This window comes from Streptomyces sp. Je 1-332 (assembly GCF_040730185.1).
GTDB lineage: Bacteria > Actinomycetota > Actinomycetes > Streptomycetales > Streptomycetaceae > Streptomyces.
In genome coordinates, this window is sequence record NZ_CP160402.1 from 1,155,857 (window position 1) to 1,177,263 (window position 21,407).

The following is a 21,407-nucleotide window of genomic DNA, read 5'->3' on the forward strand; positions in this document are numbered from 1 at the left end:
GAGTAAGCAATGAGCGTCGCATCCGAGACCGGCATCGATTCCGGCATCGAGACCGCCACCGACACCGCCTCGTACGCGCCGACCGACCTCACCGTCCCCACCCGCGGGCGGGACCGCGCCACGTACGACCAGGAGTTGGTGCACGCGATACTCGACGAGGCCTACGTCTGCCACCTCGGCTTCGTGCGAGATGGCGCCCCCGTCGTCCTGCCGACGCTGTACGGCCGCGTGGGCGAGCGCCTGTACGTGCACGGTTCGACGGGGTCCAGGCCCCTGCGGATGGCGGCGGACGGCCGCCGGCAGGAGGAGGACCCGGGCCTTGCGGTCTGCCTGACCGTCACCCACGTCGACGGCCTGGTCCTCGCCAGGTCGGCCTTCCACCACTCGATCAACTACCGCTCCGTGGTGATCCACGGCACCGCCCACCAGGTCACGGACCCCGAGGAGAAGCGCGCCGCCCTCGACGCGCTCGTCGACCACGTCGTGCCGGGCCGCTCCGCCGACTCCCGTCCCGCGAACGCGAAGGAGCTCGCGGCGACCGCCGTGCTCAGCCTCGACCTCTCCGCGGTCTCCGCGAAGGTGCGCACCGGCGGCCCGAACGACGACCCCGAGGACCTCGACCTCCCCCACTGGGCCGGCGTCGTCCCGCTCCGCAAGGGCCACGACCCGCTCGTCCCCGCGACCGATCTCGCCCCCGGCATCGACGCGCCCGGCTACCTGATCGAACTGTGACGTAGATCCACCACTTCGATGGAGATCCACCACTTCGAGCAGCTCACGGCGGACGGCCTCGCCCAAGCGCCCCGCAAGGGGCGCGGGGCCGGGCGCGGGGCTGACACACATGCGGCTCCGCCGCGCGGGCGCCATCAGCCCCCACCGGCCCGCGGTTCAAGGCAACGGGCCCCCGTCAGCCCCGTCACTCACTCCGGCCGCGCCCCGTGAGAACCCGCAGCGATCGTCTCCGCGACCGCGAGGCCCGTCACCGCGGCCAGCATCAGCAAAGTGCCCAGCACCGTCGACACGGTGAGCTCCTCACCCAGCAGCACGACCGCGATGACCGCCGCGCTCAGCGGTTCGAGGAGCGTGATCACGGAGACGGTCGCGGACCGGACGACGGCGGCGCCCGCGAAGTACAGGGCGTAGGCGACCGCCGTCGGGATCACGACGATGTACAGCAGGTACAGGCCCATCCGTGCCGGCTCCGCGGTATGCGGGACGAGCCCCTCCACCGCCGCGAGCGGCAGCAGGCACACGGACACCACGGCGAACGACCAGACCGTCGTATCGGACGAGTCGGCGGCGCCGCCCCGCCCCCACCACCGCGTGAGCAGCGTCATCGCGGCGTACGCGGCGGCCGAGAGCAGCCCCCACCCGACGCCCGCCGGACGCACGCTCGCGTCCCCGCCGCCGAGGACGAGCACCACGAGCCCTGTAAGCGCCCCGGCCACCGCCACGACACCGGCGCCTCCGAGCCGCTCCCCCATGGTGAACCGCGCCCCGAGCGCGATGAGTACGGGCCCCGCCCCCATCGTGACCACCGTGCCGACCGCGAGCCCGGTCGACTCGACGGCCGCGAAGTAGGCGGTCTGGAACACGGCGAGGGAGACGCCGGTGGCCACGATCCGCGGCAGCCTGCGCCGCAGCGGCAGACCGACGGGGGCCGCAGCCGTCCGGCGGCGCGAGCGCACCAGACGCAGGGCGAACAGCAGCACGAAGCCACCCGCGCAACGCCAGAAGGAGAGGCCGACCGGCCCCATGTCGCCGGCCGCGAAGACCAGCGCGGCGGCAGCGCCGGCGGTGCCCCATGCCGTACCGGCGACGATCAGATAGAGAAGGCCTCGCCCAACGGACAGTCCCGAGACGGCCGTCGGCACAGGGGACAGGGTGGATGCAGGGGACACAGTGGACCCCATATCGGATGCATCAGACACGCTGGTTGCACTTGACACGTTCGTCACGTGATTTCTCCGCAGAAAGAAATGAAGATCCCTGGCTCCGTCTGCGGGCAGCGTCGTTCCACCCGGCCACCGGCCGGGTGTGTTCCAGGAGGTGCCCGCGCCTAAGCGGCCGGGGGCGGAAGAACGAGCGCGCGTGAATGCATGATCAACACCCTAGACGGCAGTGCCGGTTGACGACAACTGCCCCTCCGGCTCCGGCACCCCGCCCGCTGTCGGCCCCTGCCGGGGCTTGGCGGGCGTGGACGACTGCGCGATGAACGCCCCCGCGAGCACCACGGCGCCCCCGATGATCTGCGGCGCCGACAGGTGTTCGCCCAACAGGACCCAGGCGAGCACGGTGGCGATGACCGCTTCCAGACAGGCCACGACGCCCGCCACCTGCGGCGAGAGCCGACGCACCGAGAGCACCCCGGTGACGTACGCCGCGACGGTCGCGATGAGCACGATCCAGCCGATGAGCACCCATGCGGGCACGGCCGTGCCGTCCATGGACGCGCTGCCGGCGAGCACCGACCAGTCCATGCCCCAGGGCCGCGCCACGACGGTCAGCACGGCGGCGCCGATCAGCAGTCCGTACGCGATGACGCCGAGCGGATCGGGGGCGTCGTCGCCCGCGTCGCTGCCCTGGTCGGACAGGACGAAGTAGCCGACCTGGCAGCACGCGGCCCCCAGCGCGAGCAGCAGCCCCACCGCGTCGAAGGTCAGCCCGGCCCACACCTCGACGACACAGACGAGGCCGCCGACCGCGAGCACCACGCCGACCGCGGCCGCGCGCGTCACGGGCCGCCGCTGCACGAAGCGCACCCAGCCGAGTACGAGCGCGGGCGCCAGGTATTCGATGAGGAGCGCGACGCCGACGGGGATGCGGGAGATCGCCGCGAAGTAGCAGGCCTGGACACCGGCGACGGCGAGCAGGCCGAAGCCGAGCAGGAGTGCGGGCCTGCTCCGCAGCAGTGCGCGGTGGCGCCAGGCGACCGGCAGCATCACCAGGGCGGCGCCCGCCGCCCGCAGCCACACCACGTGGAGCGGGTCGAGGCCCGCCTCGATCAGCGGCTTGGCCGCGACACCCGAGCCGCCGAAGGCAACCGCCGACCCGAGGGCGAGCCCCAGGCCGACGCCTCTTCCGTGGCTCTGCCGCGAGCCTGCCTGTTTCCCTTGAGACGCTTGCACCGGCTCATCATGACAGGACGTGTCATGAGCGTCGCCCCCGAAAGACCCTGTCTCAATCGGCGGACGTTTCGGCGTACGGATCCGCGCGGTGATCGGCGTACGGCTTCGCGTACGGATCGACGAACGCGCCGACGGAGGCCCCGGCGCACGGATCGTCCTCGATCCGCCGGAGGATCACCTGCGCGTCGGCCCCGGCCCGCCCCAGGACCTCGACCGCCCGGCAGTCGGGATCGGCGACGAGCGCCGCCAGGAGGTCGATACCCAGGGCTCGCGGTTCACCGCGGCGGCCGGCCCGCTCGATGGCCGCCTCCATGGCGGCGCTCGCGGACGGCGACCAGCCCGTCTCCTTCACCGTCACGGCTGCGGAGTGCCCCGCCCCCACCAACGGCACCGCTCCGGAGTCCTCGACCGTCCCCTGCCACTGCAGTCCGTACCCGATGCTGCGCTGGACGAGATAGCCGAGCAGCCGCACCACCTGCGCACCGTCGTCGAAGGCCGCCCGCACACCGGGGTCGGTCTCGAGGAGGGAGTGCAGCAGATGCGCGGTGTCGATCTGCCGGTCCCCGTCCCGCACCGCGCGCCGGCGCGCGCCGGCCACCACCGACGTCAGCGCTGCGCTCAGTCGGGAGTCGGTCTCTGCTCGGGTCGGGCCGGGCTCGGCGCCCCGCGAGGTACGGCTTTGCACATCTTCCACCCCATCAGCCCCCGAAGGCCGCGTCATCGGCGGCGGGAAGCATCTTCGCGTCCGACACAGGTTGGGTACGCATGGGCGGCTCCTCCTCCTTACGGATGAGATCGGGCTGTTCTTCCCCGAGGGGCGCGCGCCGCCTTGATTCGCGCCGGGCACGCAACCGTGGCGCACCGGCCACTCGTCTTTCGGGCATGGAGTGCGGGTGCTGGACGGTCGCGCTGCCCGCGATCGACGGAAGGCAGTACGTGTACCGGGTGTACGCACCCGAGAACGCACTGCCCGCCGATCTCTTCTGGGAAGCCTGGCACTGCCACGACGAGAGCCCGCTCCCCAGGGCGTGCGACCTCTTCGACGCGGCGGTGATACGCAGGGTGGGCTGACGCGCCGCGTGAGCCACGACCCGCCTGCCTACGCGGGGCGCGTTCCGATGACGACCGTCGCGTACAACTCCTCGTCGCTCACCGGCCGCGGGACGAGACCACCGTCCGCGACCGCTTTCAGCGCGTACGGCACCTGCCGCTCACTGGTCTCGAACAGCAGCCGGCCGCCGGGAGCCAGCCAGCGCGCGGCGTCCGCGGTCACCCGCCGCAGGACGTCGAGGCCGTCCGCTCCGCCGTCGAGGGCCACACGCGCCTCATGGACACGGGCTTCCGTCGGCAGCAGACCGACCTCTTCGGTGGGTACGTAGGGGACGTTCGTCAGCAGTATGTCGACGCGCCCCCGGAGTGCGTCCGGCAGCGGCTCGTAGAGATCCCCCTCGTACACCCGGCCCCGCACACCGGCGACGTTGCGCCGCGCGCACCGCACGGCGACGGGGTCGATGTCGGCCGCGTACAGCTCGATCCTGTCGACGGACGCCCCGAGCGCGGCCCCGAGCGCTCCCGAACCGCAGCACAGGTCGACGACGACGGCGCCCGGCCGGGCGAGGGCGGCGGCCTCCCGCACGAGGAACTCGGTGCGCCGCCGGGGCACGAAGACCCCCACGTCCACGGCGATCCGCAGACCGCGGAACTCCGCCCAGCCCAGGACGTGTTCGAGGGGCTGACCGATGACGCGCCGCTCCACCATCCCGGCGAGCTCGGCGGGGTCGCGCGCGGTGGCGAGGAGCAACTCCGCCTCGTCCTCGGCGAAGACACAGCCGGCGGCACGCAGCCTGGCGACGATGGCGGCAGGAGCGAGGACGACGGGTGTGATGAGCGGTGACGCGGACGATGCGGGGGTGGCTGGTGACGAAGGTGAAGCCGACATCAGGAGAGAAACCTTTCGGGACGCCTGTGGGGCTCCCTTCGGTCACCTATGCCGGGTGAACCGCGCGGTCGTGAAGGGGGAGCACCCGACCTGCTGCAGCGGTAATGGGGCTCACCTCCTGGGTCCGTCTTCCCGCGTCGGTCGCGGGGAGGGAAACAGTACCCGACCCGCTTGCGGACGGCATCGCCGGAGTGGACACGGCATCTGACGGTTCATCAGTATTGAATGTTCCGGGTCCTGCGGCTACGTTCCGCGACACCGCAGCTGCGCCCCGCCGCAGCGCACGAGAAGAAGGGGTCGTCGCATGGCCGAAGTCAGCGCGGAAGCACGGATCGAGGCGCCCGCCGAGAAGGTCTGGGCCCAACTCACCGACTTCTCCTCGTACGGCGAGTGGAACGCCACGCACACGAGTTTCCCCAACGGCGCCCCCGCGACGCTGGAGACGGGCGGCACGTTCGCGGAGAACATGAAGCTGATGGGCTTCCCCGCCGAGGTCAATTGGACGGTCGAGGAGCTGGAGAGCGAGCGCACCCTCGCGATCAGGGGCAAGGGCCCGATGGGCGTCACGGTCGGCACCCGCTACACCCTCTCCCCCGAGGGGGGCGCGACGAACGTGCGCATAGACGGGGAGTTCACGGGAGCGGCGGTCTCCCTGATGGCGGGCAAGCTGAAGGACTCGGCGACGGCAGCGCTGAACGAGTCACTGCGGAAGCTGGCGGGCCTGGTGACCTGAGCCTCGCCCGGTCCCCCTCCGCCCGGACTCCCTCCGCCCGGACTCCCCCGCACGCGAAGAGGCGCCCCACACATGCAGTGCGGGGCGCCTCAAGAGCGGTGGGGGTCGTCTGCCCCCACCGTCTCAGCCCTCACCGACTCAGTCCTCATCGGCGAGGATCAGATACAGCTTCTTGCGGGCGTCGTTGATGACCGTGAGGGCCTTGTCGCGCTGGTCCTTGCTGCCGGTCTTCCAGACCTGACCGAACGCCTCCATCAGACCGAAACCGGCCTGCCGGATCTCACTCAGGGCCTCCCAGTCGACCCCGCGCCCGGCCTCTTCCCAAGGCGCGTCGGGACCTTCGTCGGCCGCGGTGCGGCCGGCGTCGGTGAGCGAGAAGAGCTTCTTGCCGCCCTCGCTCGCGCTGCTGATCAGGCCCTCGTCCTCCAGGAGCTGGAGGGTCGGGTAGACCGAACCGGGGCTGGGCTTCCATGCCCCGCCGCTGCGCTCGGCGATCTCCTGGATCATCTCGTAACCGTGCATCGGCCGGTCCTTCAGCAGGGCCAGGATCGACGCACGTACGTCACCGCGCCTCGCCCTGCCTCGCGGACCGCCCCTGCCGCCTCGGCCACCCCAGGGGCCACCGGGTCCACCGGGGCCTCCGAAGCCGGGCCCGAAGGGACCGAACGCCGCGCGCCGCCCCTCGAAACCGCCGCGGCCCTCGTGACCGGGGCCGCACTTGCCACGTCCGTGCTCGTGTTCATAACCGTGGGAACGCATCGCCATCACTCCTCTTGTGTCAGTGATCAACCGTGTAGTCGTTGATCAGTCGCGATGCCTCAACGATATATCGGAATACTTCGTTCGGCAAGCCCCGCTCCCCTGCTCCGAAGTTCGATCACCACCAGGGGCGCAATCGGACCGCGTACGCTCGGCCCCGTGCCCCGCGATCCGAGGAAGCCCCGCCGACTGGTCGCAGGCGGGCGGGCGTATCTGTGGACACTTCGTCACAGCCACCGCGTGCTGGACAGCGGCCGGTCCGCGGACTGCCGTCAGACCCCCACCCTTCATCCGCAACCGGCCAGAAGCGGCGCACCGCTGCGTATCGTCTTCGCCGACGGCCCGGGTCGCTACGTCCCCGGCGGGTTCCCCATGGGCTCCGGGGACGTGGGGTGTACCGGGGGCGACTCCCTGAACCTGCACGAACCGGGCGCCGTTCGCGCCCTGCTCGACGTCGCGACGGCCCGCGGGTGGCAGCCAGAAGGGCAGTCGCCGGTGGAGATCGACGGCTGGCCCCTGCTGGCGGCAGCGGTCGCCGCACGAGCCCGCGACGCCGACCTCTAGCGGTCCGTCACGCCCAGGCCGGATCCACGAGGCCAATCAGGCCACTTACCCCGAATTGGCCTTGTCCCGCCCCGGTATTGGCCCGCTACCGTCATCGACATGCCGACTTCTCACCGCATCCGCGTCGTCGACGCCTTCACCGACCGCCCCTTCGCGGGCAACCCCGCGGGCGTCCTCCTCCTCGACGCCTTCCCCGAGGACAGCTGGCTCCAGAACGTGGCCACGGAGGTCAACCACGCCGAGACCGCCTTCGCCCACCCACTCCCCGCGGGCGGCGAAGCCGACTGGGCGCTGCGGTGGTTCACGCCCGCCACCGAGGTCGACCTCTGCGGCCACGCCACGCTCGCCACCGCCCACGTCCTGCAGACCACCGGCGCCGCCACGGGCCCCGTACGGTTCGCCACCCGCAGCGGCGTCCTGACCACGACCGCGCACGCCGACGGCACCGTCACCATGGACTTCCCGACCGCCCCGCTGACCCCGGTCGAGATCCCCGACGGGGTGGCCGAAGCACTCGGCGCCGAGCCGCTCGCGGTGTTCGACGCGGGGGCGAGCCTCGGTGACCTGCTGGTCGAGCTCGCCGACGAGAAGACGGTGCGCGCCCTGGCTCCGGACCACAAGGCCCTGATCCGGCATTCCGAGCGCGGCATCATCGCCACCGCACGCGCCGAAGACCCCTCCCGTGGCCACGACTTCGTCTCCCGGTGCTTCTTCCCGCGCGTCGGCATCGACGAGGACCCGGTGACCGGCAGCGCCCACACCGCCCTCGCCCCCTTCTGGTCCCAGCGCCTGGGCCGCACGGAGCTCACCGGCCTGCAGGCATCGGCCCGCAGCGGCCTGGTCCGCACGGAACTGCGCGGCGACCGCACCCTCCTGACGGGCCGTGCGGTCACGGTCATCGAGGGCGACCTCTACGCCTGACACCGCTGGGATACGTACAACTGTGGGGACGTACGACGCGGTCGTACGTCCCCACAGAACCACCGCGGCGGAACCGCCCACCCGCCTAAGGCGTCGGCAGCCACCCCACCTTCCCCGCGAGCAGCGCGTACCCGACGAACGCCCCGATATCCAGGAGCGAATGGGCCACCACCAGCGGCCCGACCCGCCCCCAGCGCCGGTACAGGAGCACGAAGACCACCCCCATCGCCATGTTCCCGATGAACCCGCCGATGCCCTGATAGAGGTGGTACGAGCCGCGCAGCACCGAGCTGCCGACCAGCGCAGCCATCGGCGTCCAGCCCAACTGCCCGCACCTGCGCAGCAGATAGCCGACGACGATCACTTCCTCGAGCACCGCGTTCTGCACCGCGGACAACACGAGCACCGGGTACTTCCACCACACGTCGGGCAGATCCTCCGGCACCACCGTCAGGTTGAACCCCAGCCCGCGCGCCGCCAGATAGAAGGCGATCCCGGTGCTGCCGATCACCGCGGCGATCGCCGCCCCGCGCCCCAGGTCCGGCCACGGCCGGCTCCGGTCGAAGCCGATCGTGCGCAGCCCGGCGCCCTCGCGGATCAGAAAGTGCGCCACCAGCGCCACCGGCACCAACGCGGTCGAGATGCCGAACAATTGCCACGCGAGATCAAGCCACGGCCGCCCCGGAGCGGCCGACGCGTTCATGGTCGCGGCCTGGTCCTTGAGACCACCCGGTTTGGTGACCGATCCGACAAAGCTGATCAGCGCGGACACACCGCTCGCGCCCAGCGAGAGCGCCAGGACGAGCAGCGTCTCGTCCCGCAGGATCCGTCGCGATGGCCCCTCGCCCCGAAAAGAACCGGCCAACGGCCCGGACTCCGCTTGCACTCCGCCTCCAGTTGAGTAATCCCGCCTCATCACCACCCCTGCCCCGCTAGGGTCTCGAAAGAAGTTACGAAGACCGTGCGCGACAGGCCGAGGGGGACGGACGCCGATTGCGGTCATGCCGCCCCCTCTTTCCTTGCTTCATCGCTCAAGGAGGGGCACCACCGCCATGGGACGTCACAGCTTGCCCGATGAGTACGGGACGGACGCACCCGGCCCTCGGCCACGGACCCGCGGCCGCAGCGTGGCCATCGCGACGGCGCTCGTCCTGACGGTCGCGGCGGGCACGGCGGTCGCGGTCCGCAGCGACCTGCTGACCTTCGGCGGTTCATGCCAGGAGGACACGGTGAGCCTGGATGTGGTCGCCGCCCCCGCCATCGCCCCCGCCCTGCGCGCGGCGGCAGACGAGGCGCGCGAGAAGGACGTCACGTCCGACGGGGCGTGCATCGACGTACGCGTCTCGGCCCGCGATTCGTACAAGGTCGCCGACGAACTGCGCACGGGCGAAGGCGATCCCGGCTACGACGTGTGGGTGCCGGACTCCGAACTGTGGGTGCAGCGTGTAGGACTCAGCGGCAAGCAGAACAAGGTGGCGCCGGCGGGGAACATAGCCTCGTCCCCGGTGGGCATGGCCATGATCCCCTCCGCCGCCAAGACCCTGGGCTGGCCCAGAAAGACGTACAGCTGGCCGGAGTTGACCGGCTCGGCGACGAAGGGCGACAAGCTGCGGCTCGGCGCCGCCGATCCCGCGCGCAGCGCGACCGGCCTCCTCGCGCTGGCGAAGCTGAGCACGTCGGCGAAGAAGGCGGGCGGCAAGGACGGTGACACCCGGGCCGCCGGGATGGCCAAAGCGCTGTCCGCGCGCACGTCCGACAGCGACAGCCAGCTCCTGGACACCCTGGCCCGCGACTCCTCCGGCACCGAGCAGGGCAACCCGCGGCGCAACCACGCGCTGATCCTCTCCGAGCAGGCCGCGTTCGAGCACAACGCGTCGGCGGGCGAGGAGAACAGCCTGGACATGTTCTATCCGAAGGACGGCTCGCCACGCCTCGACTACCCGTACACGCTGGTCCAGGAGGACGAGCTGTCCACGGACCAGAGCAGGGCCGCCCTGCGCTTCATGACCCTGTTCAGCGACGAGGGCGGCATCGCGATCCTGGAGAAGCACGGCTTCAGGACCGGCACCGAGGGCCCCTCGGAGAAACTCGTCACGGCGGCCGGGGGCCGCACCCCGCAGCCGTACGACGACGAGGCGAGCGAGCCGCCCTCCGAGAAGGAGATCCAGGAGACGCTCGGCATGTGGACGATCACCGTGCAGAGTGCACGGCTCAGCACGGTCGTCGACGTCTCGGACTCCATGGGCGAGTTCGTGCCCGGCCAGGGCCGGACACGGATGGAGGTCACCAAGTCCTCGCTGCTCCAGGCGCTCGCGGGGTTCACCGACGAGGACGAGATCGGCCTCTGGGAGTTCGCCACCCTCCTCGACGGTGAGCGCGACTACCGCAAGCTCGTGCCGACCGAACGGCTCGGCGACCGGAAGGGGGAGGGCACCCAGCGCGACAGGATCTCGAAGGCCTTCAGCGACCTGACCCCCATCCCGGGCGGCGCGACCGGCCTGTACGACACCACGCTCGCGGCGTACAGGGAAGCCACGTCGACCTACGCGAGCGGCAAGTTCAACGCGCTCGTGGTGCTGACGGACGGCGCGAACCAGGACCCCGGCTCCATCGCGCGCAGCAACCTCATATCGCAGCTGGAGAACCTCTCCGACCCCAAGCGGCCGGTGCCGCTGATCGCCATCGCGGTCGGCCCGAACGCGGACAAGGAGGAGGTCGTGCAGATCGCGGAGGCGACCGGCGGTTCGGGCCACCAGGTCGACGACCCGGCGCAGATCCACGCGGTCATCCTCAAGGCCATCATGGAGGCGGGCAGCCACGGCTGAGCCGGTCGCCGCACGCTTCCACTCAGGTCACCTTCGCTCAGGTCACCTCAACTCAGGTCACCTCAGCTCAGGACGGCGGGCTCGGGCAGCCCCACCGGCCAGGTGTGCACCGGATCCCCCGCGTGCATCAGCTCGGCGTAGCGCCGTGTCGTCGCGGCGAGCGCGGCGTCGCGTTCAAGGCCGGTCTCCAGAGCCTGGTGGTAGGTCGCCGCCTGCCAGGACGCCCCGTTCACCCGGCGCCTGCACCGCTCCTCGATGACGCCGAGGTAGTAGTCGCGGTCGGCGGGCTCGACACCCCACGCGTCGAGTCCGGCCGCGGCCAGCGGCAACAGCTCGTCGCGTACGAGAGCCACCGCCGGCACCTCCACGATCCCGCCGGAGCGACCGCGCCGCGGCCACTTCAGCCGGGCCTCGATGCCGTCGCGGCACGCGGTGTCGAAGTTGGCGGCCGCGGCCTCGAAGGGCAGCCGGGTCCACACGGGCCTCGGCTCCTCGGCGAGGGCGCGTACGACGCCGTAGTAGAAGGCGGCGTTGGCGATGACGTCGGTGACGGTGGGGCCCGCGGGCAGGACGCGGTTCTCCACCCGCAGGTGCGGCACACCGCCCGCGATGCCGTACACGGGGCGGTTCCAGCGGTACACGGTGCCGTTGTGCAGGACGAGTTCGCCCAGTTGCGGCACCCGCCCGGCGTCGAGCACCTCCAGCGGTTCCTCGTCGTCCAGGAGGGGGAGCAGCGCGGGGAAGTAACGCAGGTTCTCCTCGAAGAGCTCGTACGCGTCGCTGATCCAGCGCTCACCGAACCAGGTCCGCGGCCGCACGCCCTGGGCCTTGAGTTCGGGCGGGCGCGTGTCCGTGGACTGCAGGAACAGCGGCGGGCGCGACTCGCGCCACAGCTCACGCCCGAACAGGAACGGCGCGTTGGCGCCGACGGCGACCTGCGCCGCGGCGACGGCCTGCGCGGCGTTCCACACATCGGCGAACCTGCCCGGCGTGACCTGGAGGTGCAACTGCACGGACGTGCACGCCGCTTCGGGCGCGATGGACGCGGACGTGCAGGTGAGCCGCTCCACGCCCTGGATGTCCAGGACGAACTCCTCGCCGCGCGCGGCGACGATCTGGTCGTTGAGCAGTGCGTAGCGGTCGACGTCGGAGAGGTTTCCCGAGACCAGGTCGTGATGTGCGAGTGTCGGCAGAATGCCGATCATCACGATGCCGGCGTTCACCTCGTTCGCTTTCCGGTGGGCATAGGCGAGGCCGGTGCGCAGCTCCTCGGCGAGCCGGTCCAGAACGCGGCCGCCCAATCGGTGCGGTGCGATATTGACTTCAAGATTGAACATTCCGAGTTCTGTCTGGAAGTCCCGGCTCGCGATCCGTTCGAGAACCTCACCGTTCAGCATTCTCGGCATGCCGTCCGGCCCCGCGAGATTCAGCTCGATCTCCACGCCCATGAGGTTCTTGGGCCGGTCGAACCGCTCCTCGTCCAACAGTCTCCGCAGCCCCGCCAGACACTCCTTGAGCTTGGCCCGGTACCGGTTCCGGTCGGCCAGATCGAACGATCCTGCTACGACCTTCTCCCCCATCGAAGCGTCCCCTCCTCGGATGGGCAGCCAATGATCCGGCCGCTGTGTCTCGGTGGATGATGCCCTGCAATGTGATCGATAACGCCCCGCACATGCCACCGGCCCAGTACGCTCTACGCCATGTACGGGTGGCACATTCACCAGGCATGAGATGCGCCGGGGAATCATCGCCTCGGAGCCTGGTGAAAAACACCGATGGGAATCGGCCGTCCGCTCCTGCGAAGAGAGCCGAGGTCACACGTCCGGGCCTTGTCACGAATCGGGTTAAAGCCCGCAAAATGGCGACCGAATAACGCCTTGCAGGCAATATCGGGTGCGGTTAGACGAAACACTGCCTGAACACGTGTCGTATAAACTCCGCGAACGAGGCAGAGAGTTGGCGCTCGCGGTCCCCTGGCCCCGCCCCTCTGTCCCCGGAGCAGACAGCGACGTCCGCACCTGTCCTCGTTCCACCGTGCCTGTCGAATGAGAGAGGCGACTCATCATGCCGCTGCAAGTCCCCCCGGCTCCCGCGCCCGCCCTGCGCAGCGTCCTCGCGGCACTCGGTTCACCCACGGCCGTACGCGAAGCCCGCACCCCGTCCCTGCGCGCCGTGCAGGGGCCCACGAGTCCCGAACTCCCTTTGCCGGTGCACGTACTTGACCGGATCAACCCGACGGACGCCTCGCCCACCCGGCTCACGGGGTGGCGCTTCTTGATCCGCTCCGGTGAGCGAGCCGTCGCCGCGGCGGAGACGATGCTGACCCCTGACGGGTGGACCTTCTCGCACTTCTTCGAAGGTCCGTACATAGCGTCCACCGAGCGCGCCCTCCGTCATGCCGAAGCGATGCCAATGCCGTACCAGCCACGACTGTTGTCCGTACCCGAGCTTTACATGCTGACACTCTGGCTGCACGGTGACTGCACCGCGGACGGCGCGAGCGGCCACCTCGCGCCCTCCGACATCCTCGTGCCCCTGGCGCCCGCGCCCCCGGGCATCGCGGCGCACCGCCCGCATCGCGCCGCGGAGCTCCTCAAGGTCCTCACGCATCGCATGACCCCGGCACCGCTGCTCGGCTCGCCCGCCTGACCTCGCCGTACGTTCCCGTGCCCCGCCGCCGCCCTGGCCGCGGGGCTCGGCGCGTCCTGCGCCCATACGGACTAGCCCGGTATGACCACACCGAACCACCCGAAGGGACAGTGCAGTTGGGCTGAACCGTCCGGGCGGGTGATACGTCATTAAGCAGTAAGGAGCGCTGCCGCTAAATCCCTGCGGATTGACGCCCGTAGGGCAACACTGGGACCGACCGACTAAACGGGGGGCGGCCATGAACACCGCATCGAGCCGCAAGGCAGACGTCACAGCCATCACATCGCAGCGAAAGAACCCTTCCATGTGCCAGCACCAACCACCGTGCCCGACAGCCGACTCCGCCGACCGGGAAGCCGCGCTCCTCATGGCGAGCCACCCGGAGCAGGGCTGGAGCCTGCTGTGCAACGGCGTCCTTCTCTTCGAGGACACCGGTGAACTGCTGCCGGACGGCCAGATCATCGCCCCGCATCGACCGCTGGGGACGGACAAGATCATGACTGCCGCCTGACCGACGGCAGCACGGCACGGACAACAAAGGGGCCGACCCGGAGAGACACAACTCCGGACCGGCCCCCACGCATGTGCCGACCCCGATAGCCGACCCCAGTATCAGTCCTCGTACGCATCCAGCGGCGGGCAGGAGCAGACCAAATTCCGGTCGCCGTACGCCTGGTCGATGCGGCGCACCGGCGGCCAGTACTTGTCGGCGGCCACCACACCCGCCGGGAAGACGGCTTCCTCACGGCTGTACGCGTGCTCCCACTCACCGCCGAGCGCGGCGGCGGTGTGCGGGGCGTTGCGCAGCGGGTTGTCGTCGGCGGGCCAGGCGCCGCCGACCTTCTCGATCTCCGCGCGAATGCTGATCATCGCCTCGCAGAACCGGTCGATCTCGACCAGGTCCTCGCTCTCGGTCGGCTCGATCATCAGCGTCCCCGCGACCGGGAACGACATGGTCGGCGCGTGGAAGCCGTAGTCGATGAGCCGCTTGGCGATGTCGTCGACGCTGACACCGGTCGCCTTGCTCAGCGGCCGCAGATCGATGATGCACTCGTGCGCGACGAGCCCGCCGGGGCCGGTGTAGAGCACCGGGTAGTGCGGCTCCAGGCGCTTGGCGATGTAGTTCGCGGAGAGCACGGCGACCTGCGTGGCGCGCTTGAGTCCCTCGCCCCCCATGAGGCGTACGTACGCCCAGGAGATCGGCAGGATTCCGGCCGAGCCCCACGGCGCGGCGGAGATCGGGCCGACGCCCGTCTCGGGTCCCGCGGCGGGCTGCAGCGGGTGGTTGGGCAGGTACGGCGCGAGGTGCTCGCGCACACCGACCGGGCCGACGCCGGGGCCACCGCCGCCGTGCGGGATGCAGAAGGTCTTGTGCAGGTTCAGGTGCGAGACGTCGCCGCCGAACTTGCCGGGCTGGGCGAGGCCCACCAGGGCGTTGAGGTTCGCCCCGTCGACGTAGACCTGGCCGCCCGCCTCGTGCACCTGGGCGCAGATGTCGGCGACGTGCTCCTCGAAGACGCCGTGCGTGGACGGGTAGGTGATCATCAGCACCGACAGCTCGTCGCGGTGCTTCTCGATCTTGGCGCGCAGGTCGTCGACGTCGATCTCGCCGTCGTCGGCGGTCTTCACGACGACGACCTTCATGCCGGCCATCACGGCGCTCGCCGCGTTGGTGCCGTGCGCGGAGGACGGGATCAGGCAGACGGTGCGCTGCTCGTCGCCGTTGGCGCGGTGGTATCCGCGCACGGCGAGGAGCCCGGCGAGCTCGCCCTGCGAACCGGCGTTCGGCTGCAGGGAGACCTTGTCGTATCCGGTGACCTCGGCGAGCCGTTCCTCCAGCTCACGGATGAGCGTCAGATAGCCCTGCGCCTGCTGGGCGGGGGCGAAGGGGTGCAGCTGTCCGAACTCGGGCCAGGTGACCGGCTCCATCTCGGTGGTCGCGTTGAGCTTCATGGTGCAGGAGCCCAGCGGGATCATGCCGCGGTCGAGCGCGTAGTCGCGGTCGGCCAGCTTGCGCAGGTAGCGCAGCATCGAGGTCTCGGAGCGGTACTGGTGGAAGACCGGGTGCGTGAGGTACTCGTCGCCGCGCAGCAGGCCCGCGGGAAGCGTGTCCTCGGTCTCCGCGTCGAGCGCCTCGATGTCGGCCTCGACCCCGAACGCGGTCCAGATCGCGGTCAGTTGCTTGCGCGTGGTGGTCTCGTCGCAGGCCAGCGAGACGTGGTCGGCGTCGATCTGGTGGATGTTGACGCCACCCTCGCGGGCCGCGGCGACGAGCTGCTCAGCCTTGCCGGGCACCCGCACGGTCAGGGTGTCGAAGTACGCGCCGTGCACGACCTCGACGCCGCCCGCGGTGAGCCCCGCGGCGAGCACGGTCGCGTATCGGTGCGTACGCCGCGCGATGGCCTTGAGGCCCTCGGGCCCGTGGTAGACCGCGTACATTCCAGCCATCACGGCGAGCAGCACCTGAGCGGTGCAGATGTTGCTGGTGGCCTTCTCGCGGCGGATGTGCTGCTCACGGGTCTGCAGCGCGAGGCGGTAGGCCTTGTTGCCGTCCGCGTCCACGGAGACTCCGACGAGCCGCCCGGGAAGGCTGCGCGCGAACTTCTCGCGCACCGCCATGTAACCGGCGTGCGGACCGCCGAAGCCCATCGGGACGCCGAAGCGCTGGGTGGTGCCGACCGCGATGTCGGCGCCGAGCTCGCCGGGCGAGGTGAGCAGCGTCAGGGCCAGCAGGTCGGCGGCGACGGAGACGACGGCACCGAGCTCGTGCGCCTGATCGATGAGGGGCTTTATCTCGCGTACGGCGCCGGAGGCACCGGGGTACTGGATGAGCACGCCGACGACACCGCGCTCGGCGACGTCGGCCGGGATGCCCTCGCTCAGATCGGCGACGACGACCTCGACACCGGTCGGCTCGGCGCGGGTCTGGATCACGGCGATGGTCTGCGGCAGCGCGTCCGCGTCGACCAGGAAGACACCGTCCTTGACCTTGCCCATGCGGCGCGAAAGGGCCATGGCCTCGGCGGCGGCCGTCCCCTCGTCGAGCAGCGAGGCGCCGGAGGTGGGCAGCCCCGTCAGCTCGGCGACGACGGTCTGGAAGTTGAGCAGCGCCTCCAGGCGGCCCTGGGAGATCTCCGGCTGGTACGGCGTGTAAGCGGTGTACCACGCCGGGTTCTCCATGACGTTCCGCAGAATCACGGGCGGCGTGAAGGTCCCGTAGTAACCGAGCCCGATCATGGAATCAAGGACCTGGTTACGGTCCGCGAGGGACTTGAGCTCGGCGAGGACCTCGGCCTCGGTACGCGCCCCGGGCAGGTTCAGCGCCTCGGCGTTCTTGATCACATCCGGCACGGCGGCGGCGGTCAGCTCGTCGAGCGAGCCGTATCCGACCTGCGCGAGCATCTTGGCCCGTGCTTCCACGTCGGGACCGATGTGCCGCTGCTCGAAGGGAATGCCCTGTTCGAGCTGGGAGAGCGGGATGCGAGGAGTGGCGGTCATTGCGGAGGCCTCCTGGTCTGACGCGACCTGCGAGGGGCACCACGGCGCGGGTACCCGGACGGCCTCCCCCTCTGTCATCTCAACCTGAGAGTTTCACCGGTCCGTGCCCCGCGAGAGGCGTCGCACCGGCTTTCACCGTCGGTGAGGAAGGGATTCGAACGTACCCGCCCGACGCCCGCCCTACTTTCCAGAGTGACCTCGTCCGTGCGGTACAGGGGCCTGAGAGATTCCGGGGAGGAGTTGCTCCTTCGGCGCCTCCGGTGTCTTGACCGGAGAGCTCTCCCGCACGGGGTCAGCAGCCAAGCGCCAGCCTACCAGCGAGGGCCACGGCCGATCCCTCGAGTGGCCGCCCGCCCCGAAGTGCTCTTTCGTAGTGATGACGAACGAACGAGGATGAGTTACGCCCAACTTCGACATGCCTCGACCAGTTGGAGGGCCCGTGCAGACCGATATCGATCCGCGCAATCTGATCGGCCGGAAGGCGTTCGACCGGAACGGGGCCAAGATCGGCACGATCGACGAGGTCTATCTCGACGACGCCACCGGCGCCCCCGAGTGGGCGGCCATACGCACAGGTCTGTTCAGCCGGGACACCTTCGTGCCCCTGGAGCCCAGCGAGCTCACGAGCGACGGCACCCTGCGCATCCCCTTCGAACGCTCCCTGATCAAGGACGCCCCGGACTTCGGCGTCGGCCGCCACCTCTCCCCCGAGCAGGAACTGCAGCTCTACCACCACTACGGCCTGGACATCACACCTCCCGAGACAGCTCCGCCGCCGGACCAGGACTTCGGCAAGATCGCGGGCAAGGGAGACTCCTGACCGGATCACCGCCGCTCCAGCTCCTCAGGAGACGCCACCAGGGGCAGGGGCTCCGCGGGTTCCAGGGCCGGATCATCCGTACGGAACGTTCGCACCCGCCCCGGCGCCGTCGACTCGGGCGTCTCGAAGCGCACCGTGACCCGCCCCAGGCCACTGCCCTGCACCCACCCGTGCCCGTACTCGGCGTGCCGCACGTCGAGCCCGGCGGCCCATCGGCGCTCGACCGGGACAACCGGCTCCGCCACCGTCTCCCCCACGGGCTCCGCCGCGGCCTCCCCCGCCCGCTCCTCCTCCGCCTCCCGCTGCGTCTCCTGTGCCTGGACGGCTTCGGCCTCGGCCTGCGCCTGCGCCTGCGCCTGCGCGAACAGGTCCTCCTGCGTGTAGTCCGCGAGCCCCGTGACGCCCACCCCGAGGAGCCGCACGCCTCCCGTGGTGTCCACGGACTCCAGGAGCCGCGCGGCGGCCTCCCGCACCACCCCGGGGTCGTCCGTGGGCCCACGCAGCGTCTCGGAGCGCGTCAGCGTCGAGAAGTCGAACCGCCGCACCTTCAGGACGATGGTCCGCCCCGAGTGCCCCGCGGCCCGCAGCCGCTCCACACACCGGTCGGCGAGCCGCGCCACCTCGCCCCTGACCCGTACCCGGTCATGGATGTCCACGTCGTACGTGTCCTCGACGCTGACCGACTTGGATTCCCGCTCGGCCACCACGGGCCGTTCGTCGCGCGCGAGCGCCATCGCGTACAGCGCGCTCCCGTGCGACTTCCCGAGGAGCCGTACGAGCTCGTCCTCGCCGGCCTCCGCGATCTCCCCCACGGTCGTGATGCCGCCCCGCCGCAGATGGTCCCCGGTCGCGGGACCGACACCGGGCAGCGTCCGGACCGGCATCGGCCCGAGCAGCTCCCGCTCGGTCCCCGGCACTATCAGCCGCAGACCGTCCGGCTTGGCCTCCTCCGAGGCGATCTTGGCCAGCATCTTGGACGCCGCGAGCCCCACCGACCCCGCGAGCCCCGTCACCGCCTTGATGTCCGCCCGCAGCCGCTCACCCACGGCCAGCGCGGATGCCTGGTCGTCGGCCACCCCGCCCGCATCGAGATCGACGAAGGCCTCATCCAGGCTGAGCGGCTCCACCAGGGGCGAAAGCTGCCGCAGCAGCGCCATCACCTGGTCGCTGATCTCTCGGTAGAGCCCGAAGCGCGGCACCAGATAGGCGGCATTGGGCGCAAGACGCCGCGCCTGCCCCATGGGCATCGCCGAGTGCACCCCGAACTTCCGCGCTTCGTACGACGCCGTCGCCACCACACCGCGCGGCCCGAGCCCGCCCACGACCACGGCTTTCCCACGCAGACTCGGCTTCGCGGCCTGCTCGGCGGACGCGTAGAAGGCATCCATGTCGAGATGCAGAATCGTGGGCGCGGTTCTCACACCTCTGATGCTGCCCTACGCCACTGACAACGCCCCGGCAACAAGCCCGGACACCACGGCGCCCGACCCGCCTCAGACGGCTCTGTTGCGCCGCCTGGCCAGCTCGTCGGCCGGGTTCTGCCGCACCAGCGTCTCCCCGGTGTCGATACGCTCCCCGTGCAGCTGCGAGAGCGCCGCGTCCACATCCCGCCATACGACACCCACGGCGATCCCGAAGACCCCCTGGCCGCCCTGGAGCAGATCGTGGACCTCGTCGGGCGACGTGCACTCGTAGACCGTCGCGCCGTCGCTCATGAGCGTCATCCGCTCCAGGTCCCGGAAACCACGGTCACGCAGATGCTGGACCGTGGTCCGGATGTTCTGCAGAGAGACGCCGGTGTCGAGGAAACGCTTCACGATCTTCAGGACGACGACGTCCCGGAAGCTGTAGAGCCGCTGGGTCCCCGATCCGCCCGCGGCCCGCACACTGGGCTCGACGAGTCCCGTACGGGCCCAGTAGTCGAGCTGTCGATACGTGATGCCGGCAGCCGCGCACGCGGTCGGCCCGCGGTACCCGATCTGTTCCTGTTCGGACTGTCCGGACGTGGCGTCCCCGCTCCCCTGAACGCTCTCCTGAACCACCATCGGCCTCTGCGGAGAGTGACCGGCCGTGCTGCTGTGCATCGGATACGGCCCACCCATCGCCGTACCGTCGCCGCTGCTTCTCACGCCGACCTCCGTCCTTGACCTGCCTTCACGACGGTAGGCAGTCGCCAGGGGCTCGTCAACGATCGCCACACTCGGCACGCCGAGTGATAATCACCCTAAGAGTGGTTTGCCGTTCCGCATCGCCGGGAAAGGCTAGCCGAATGGTCGGCAGGCCCCTCGGGAAGCGACGGCCTACTGGCTGTTGGTACCGAAGTCCTCGGGCGAGATCTGGTCGAGGAACTCGCGGAACTTCTCCACCTCGTCCTCCTGCTCGTCCGGAATGGCGATGCCCGCGTCGTCGAGTACACCGTCGCTGCCGTAGATCGGCGTTCCGGTGCGCAGCGCGAGCGCTATGGCGTCGGACGGCCGGGCGCTCACCTCGACTCCACTGGCGAAGACCAGCTCGGCGTAGAAGACCCCTTCTCGGAGGTCCGTGATGCGCACCTCGGTGAGCTCCTGACCCACCGCCTCCAGCACGTCCTTGAACAGGTCGTGGGTCAGCGGCCGCGCGGGCGCCATCCCCTGCTGTGCGAAGGCGATCGCGGTCGCCTCACCTGGTCCGATCCAGATGGGGAGGTAACGATCGCCTCCCACTTCACGCAGGAGCACGATCGGTTGGTTGGAGGGCATTTCCACCCGGACACCTACGACGTCGAGCTCGTTCACACAGCAACCCTAGGACGTGCCCGGCCGGTTTGGGTAGTCGGGCACCCCCTGAGTCAGGGCAACCGCACCCCGAGGGCGCTCTGCACGAGTGCAGAATGCAGCTTTCCGGTCAGCCCGGCCAGTTCCTTCGTACGGGCTTCCGCATGGGCTCTGGTCTGCGGATTGCGGTGCCGGCGCAGCGGCGCCACGACCTGGTCGATCAGGCCGGCCTCCCGCTCGGCCGCCGACTTCATGGCGCGCAGATGCCTGGGTTCGATGCCGAATCGCCCAAGTTCCACGACGAGCGCGGCGACCGTCACGGCCTCCGCGTCATAACCACCGTCCGGCAGGGGCACGATGAGCCCGTACGTCTCCCAGTCGGCGAGCTGCTCCGCGTCGATCTCGGCGGCGGCGAGCAGCTCCAGACGGCCCACACGGGCGACGGTCGGCTCCCCGGCGTCGCTCACGCCCCAGGCGTCACCGGGCTCGCGCGGCTGCCCCAGTGAGGGCGTGGAGACCCCCTCACCGCGCTCCAGGGCGTCCAGGTGCTCCCGGATCACCTTGAGCGGCAGATAGTGGTCCCGCTGCATCCTCAGGACGTGACCGAGCCGCTCGACGTCCTCCGGGCTGAACTTCCGATAGCCCGAGGGGGTGCGCTCCGGCTCGATGAGCCCTTCCGACTCCAGGAAACGGATCTTGGAGATCGTGACCTCGGGAAACTCGTCACGCAGCGCGTTCAACACAGCGCCGATGCTCATCAGCCGACGGTCCTCGGCGGCGGTGCCGTTGCCGGCACCGCCCCTCGGTGTTTGAAGCAT

The 21,407-nt window shown here is 70.4% G+C and carries 21 protein-coding genes and 1 riboswitch; of the genes, 9 read left to right on the forward strand and 12 right to left on the reverse strand.

The genetic code is table 11. The annotated features are described in order from the left end of the window. The first annotated feature begins 9 nt into the window (after positions 1-9). Positions 10-732 (forward strand): pyridoxamine 5'-phosphate oxidase family protein, encoded by a 723-nt coding sequence (locus ABXJ52_RS05430; RefSeq protein ID WP_367039680.1) that lies wholly within the window; start codon positions 10-12, stop codon positions 730-732. A gap of 188 nt (positions 733-920) precedes the next feature. On the opposite strand, the gene ABXJ52_RS05435 is transcribed toward ABXJ52_RS05430, so the two are convergent. The 3 genes from ABXJ52_RS05435 to ABXJ52_RS05445 all read right to left on the reverse strand — a co-directional run bounded on the left by ABXJ52_RS05435 (position 921) and on the right by ABXJ52_RS05445 (position 3,813). Then, positions 921-1,874, reverse strand: a complete 954-nt coding sequence (locus ABXJ52_RS05435) for a DMT family transporter (protein WP_367039681.1) — start codon at positions 1,872-1,874, stop codon at positions 921-923. A gap of 237 nt (positions 1,875-2,111) precedes the next feature. Then, positions 2,112-3,128, reverse strand: coding sequence for an EamA family transporter (locus ABXJ52_RS05440; RefSeq protein ID WP_367039683.1), 1,017 nt, complete (start codon positions 3,126-3,128; stop codon positions 2,112-2,114). Between the two features lie 52 nt (positions 3,129-3,180). After that, positions 3,181-3,813: a Clp protease N-terminal domain-containing protein gene (locus tag ABXJ52_RS05445; protein ID WP_367039685.1), complete on the reverse strand. Its 633-nt coding sequence runs from the start codon at positions 3,811-3,813 to the stop codon at positions 3,181-3,183. Between the two features lie 197 nt (positions 3,814-4,010). Here ABXJ52_RS05445 and ABXJ52_RS05450 point away from each other — a divergent pair, with 197 nt between their 5' ends. Then, on the forward strand, positions 4,011-4,199 hold the full coding sequence (locus ABXJ52_RS05450) for a hypothetical protein (RefSeq protein WP_367039686.1): 189 nt from the start codon (positions 4,011-4,013) through the stop codon (positions 4,197-4,199). 28 nt (positions 4,200-4,227) lie between these two features. Here the strand turns inward: ABXJ52_RS05450 and ABXJ52_RS05455 are convergent, their stop codons facing one another. Continuing rightward, on the reverse strand, positions 4,228-5,067 hold the full coding sequence (locus ABXJ52_RS05455; RefSeq protein WP_367039688.1) for a putative protein N(5)-glutamine methyltransferase: 840 nt from the start codon (positions 5,065-5,067) through the stop codon (positions 4,228-4,230). A 304-nt stretch (positions 5,068-5,371) separates the two neighbouring features. Between ABXJ52_RS05455 and ABXJ52_RS05460 the strand changes: the two genes are divergently transcribed. Continuing rightward, positions 5,372-5,800: an SRPBCC family protein gene (locus tag ABXJ52_RS05460; RefSeq protein ID WP_367039690.1), complete on the forward strand. Its 429-nt coding sequence runs from the start codon at positions 5,372-5,374 to the stop codon at positions 5,798-5,800. Positions 5,801-5,938: 138 nt separating this feature from the next. Here ABXJ52_RS05460 and ABXJ52_RS05465 read toward each other — a convergent pair whose 3' ends face one another. Then, positions 5,939-6,559, reverse strand: a complete 621-nt coding sequence (locus tag ABXJ52_RS05465; RefSeq protein ID WP_367039692.1) for a PadR family transcriptional regulator — start codon at positions 6,557-6,559, stop codon at positions 5,939-5,941. Between the two features lie 159 nt (positions 6,560-6,718). Here ABXJ52_RS05465 and ABXJ52_RS05470 point away from each other — a divergent pair, with 159 nt between their 5' ends. After that, positions 6,719-7,123, forward strand: coding sequence for a hypothetical protein (locus ABXJ52_RS05470; protein ID WP_367039694.1), 405 nt, complete (start codon positions 6,719-6,721; stop codon positions 7,121-7,123). Between the two features lie 99 nt (positions 7,124-7,222). Then, complete coding sequence (locus ABXJ52_RS05475; protein ID WP_367039696.1) at positions 7,223-8,044, forward strand: PhzF family phenazine biosynthesis protein; 822 nt, start codon at positions 7,223-7,225, stop codon at positions 8,042-8,044. An 85-nt stretch (positions 8,045-8,129) separates the two neighbouring features. On the opposite strand, the gene ABXJ52_RS05480 is transcribed toward ABXJ52_RS05475, so the two are convergent. Then, on the reverse strand, positions 8,130-8,930 hold the full coding sequence (locus tag ABXJ52_RS05480) for a type II CAAX endopeptidase family protein (protein WP_367039698.1): 801 nt from the start codon (positions 8,928-8,930) through the stop codon (positions 8,130-8,132). Between the two features lie 166 nt (positions 8,931-9,096). Here ABXJ52_RS05480 and ABXJ52_RS05485 point away from each other — a divergent pair, with 166 nt between their 5' ends. Continuing rightward, complete coding sequence (locus ABXJ52_RS05485) at positions 9,097-10,869, forward strand: substrate-binding and VWA domain-containing protein (RefSeq protein ID WP_367039699.1); 1,773 nt, start codon at positions 9,097-9,099, stop codon at positions 10,867-10,869. 62 nt (positions 10,870-10,931) lie between these two features. Here the strand turns inward: ABXJ52_RS05485 and ABXJ52_RS05490 are convergent, their stop codons facing one another. Next, positions 10,932-12,449 carry a glutamate--cysteine ligase gene (locus ABXJ52_RS05490; protein ID WP_367039701.1) on the reverse strand — a complete coding sequence of 506 codons (1,518 nt, stop codon included), beginning with the start codon at positions 12,447-12,449 and terminating at the stop codon, positions 10,932-10,934. 484 nt (positions 12,450-12,933) lie between these two features. Between ABXJ52_RS05490 and ABXJ52_RS05495 the strand changes: the two genes are divergently transcribed. After that, entirely contained in the window at positions 12,934-13,518 is a 585-nt protein-coding gene (locus tag ABXJ52_RS05495; RefSeq protein WP_367039703.1) for a hypothetical protein, read from the forward strand. A 304-nt stretch (positions 13,519-13,822) separates the two neighbouring features. Continuing rightward, complete coding sequence (locus ABXJ52_RS05500; protein ID WP_361843540.1) at positions 13,823-14,029, forward strand: DUF5999 family protein; 207 nt, start codon at positions 13,823-13,825, stop codon at positions 14,027-14,029. Positions 14,030-14,130: 101 nt separating this feature from the next. Here the strand turns inward: ABXJ52_RS05500 and gcvP are convergent, their stop codons facing one another. Further along, a complete protein-coding gene (gene gcvP / locus ABXJ52_RS05505) occupies positions 14,131-17,016 on the reverse strand; it encodes an aminomethyl-transferring glycine dehydrogenase (RefSeq protein WP_367039705.1) in 2,886 nt (961 codons plus the stop codon). Positions 17,017-17,213: 197 nt separating this feature from the next. Next, a riboswitch (glycine riboswitch) is annotated at positions 17,214-17,311 on the reverse strand. Between the two features lie 144 nt (positions 17,312-17,455). Here gcvP and ABXJ52_RS05510 point away from each other — a divergent pair. Beyond that, complete coding sequence (locus ABXJ52_RS05510; RefSeq protein ID WP_367039707.1) at positions 17,456-17,836, forward strand: PRC-barrel domain-containing protein; 381 nt, start codon at positions 17,456-17,458, stop codon at positions 17,834-17,836. Positions 17,837-17,841: 5 nt separating this feature from the next. Here the strand turns inward: ABXJ52_RS05510 and ABXJ52_RS05515 are convergent, their stop codons facing one another. The 4 genes from ABXJ52_RS05515 to ABXJ52_RS05530 form a co-directional block, all read right to left on the reverse strand. After that, complete coding sequence (locus ABXJ52_RS05515; protein ID WP_367039709.1) at positions 17,842-19,257, reverse strand: DNA polymerase IV; 1,416 nt, start codon at positions 19,255-19,257, stop codon at positions 17,842-17,844. 72 nt (positions 19,258-19,329) lie between these two features. Further along, on the reverse strand, positions 19,330-19,965 hold the full coding sequence (locus tag ABXJ52_RS05520; protein WP_367039711.1) for a MerR family transcriptional regulator: 636 nt from the start codon (positions 19,963-19,965) through the stop codon (positions 19,330-19,332). A gap of 171 nt (positions 19,966-20,136) precedes the next feature. Further along, on the reverse strand, positions 20,137-20,610 hold the full coding sequence (locus ABXJ52_RS05525) for a bifunctional nuclease family protein (protein ID WP_006123076.1): 474 nt from the start codon (positions 20,608-20,610) through the stop codon (positions 20,137-20,139). Between the two features lie 53 nt (positions 20,611-20,663). After that, positions 20,664-21,407 (reverse strand): MerR family transcriptional regulator, encoded by a 744-nt coding sequence (locus tag ABXJ52_RS05530; protein ID WP_367039722.1) that lies wholly within the window; start codon positions 21,405-21,407, stop codon positions 20,664-20,666.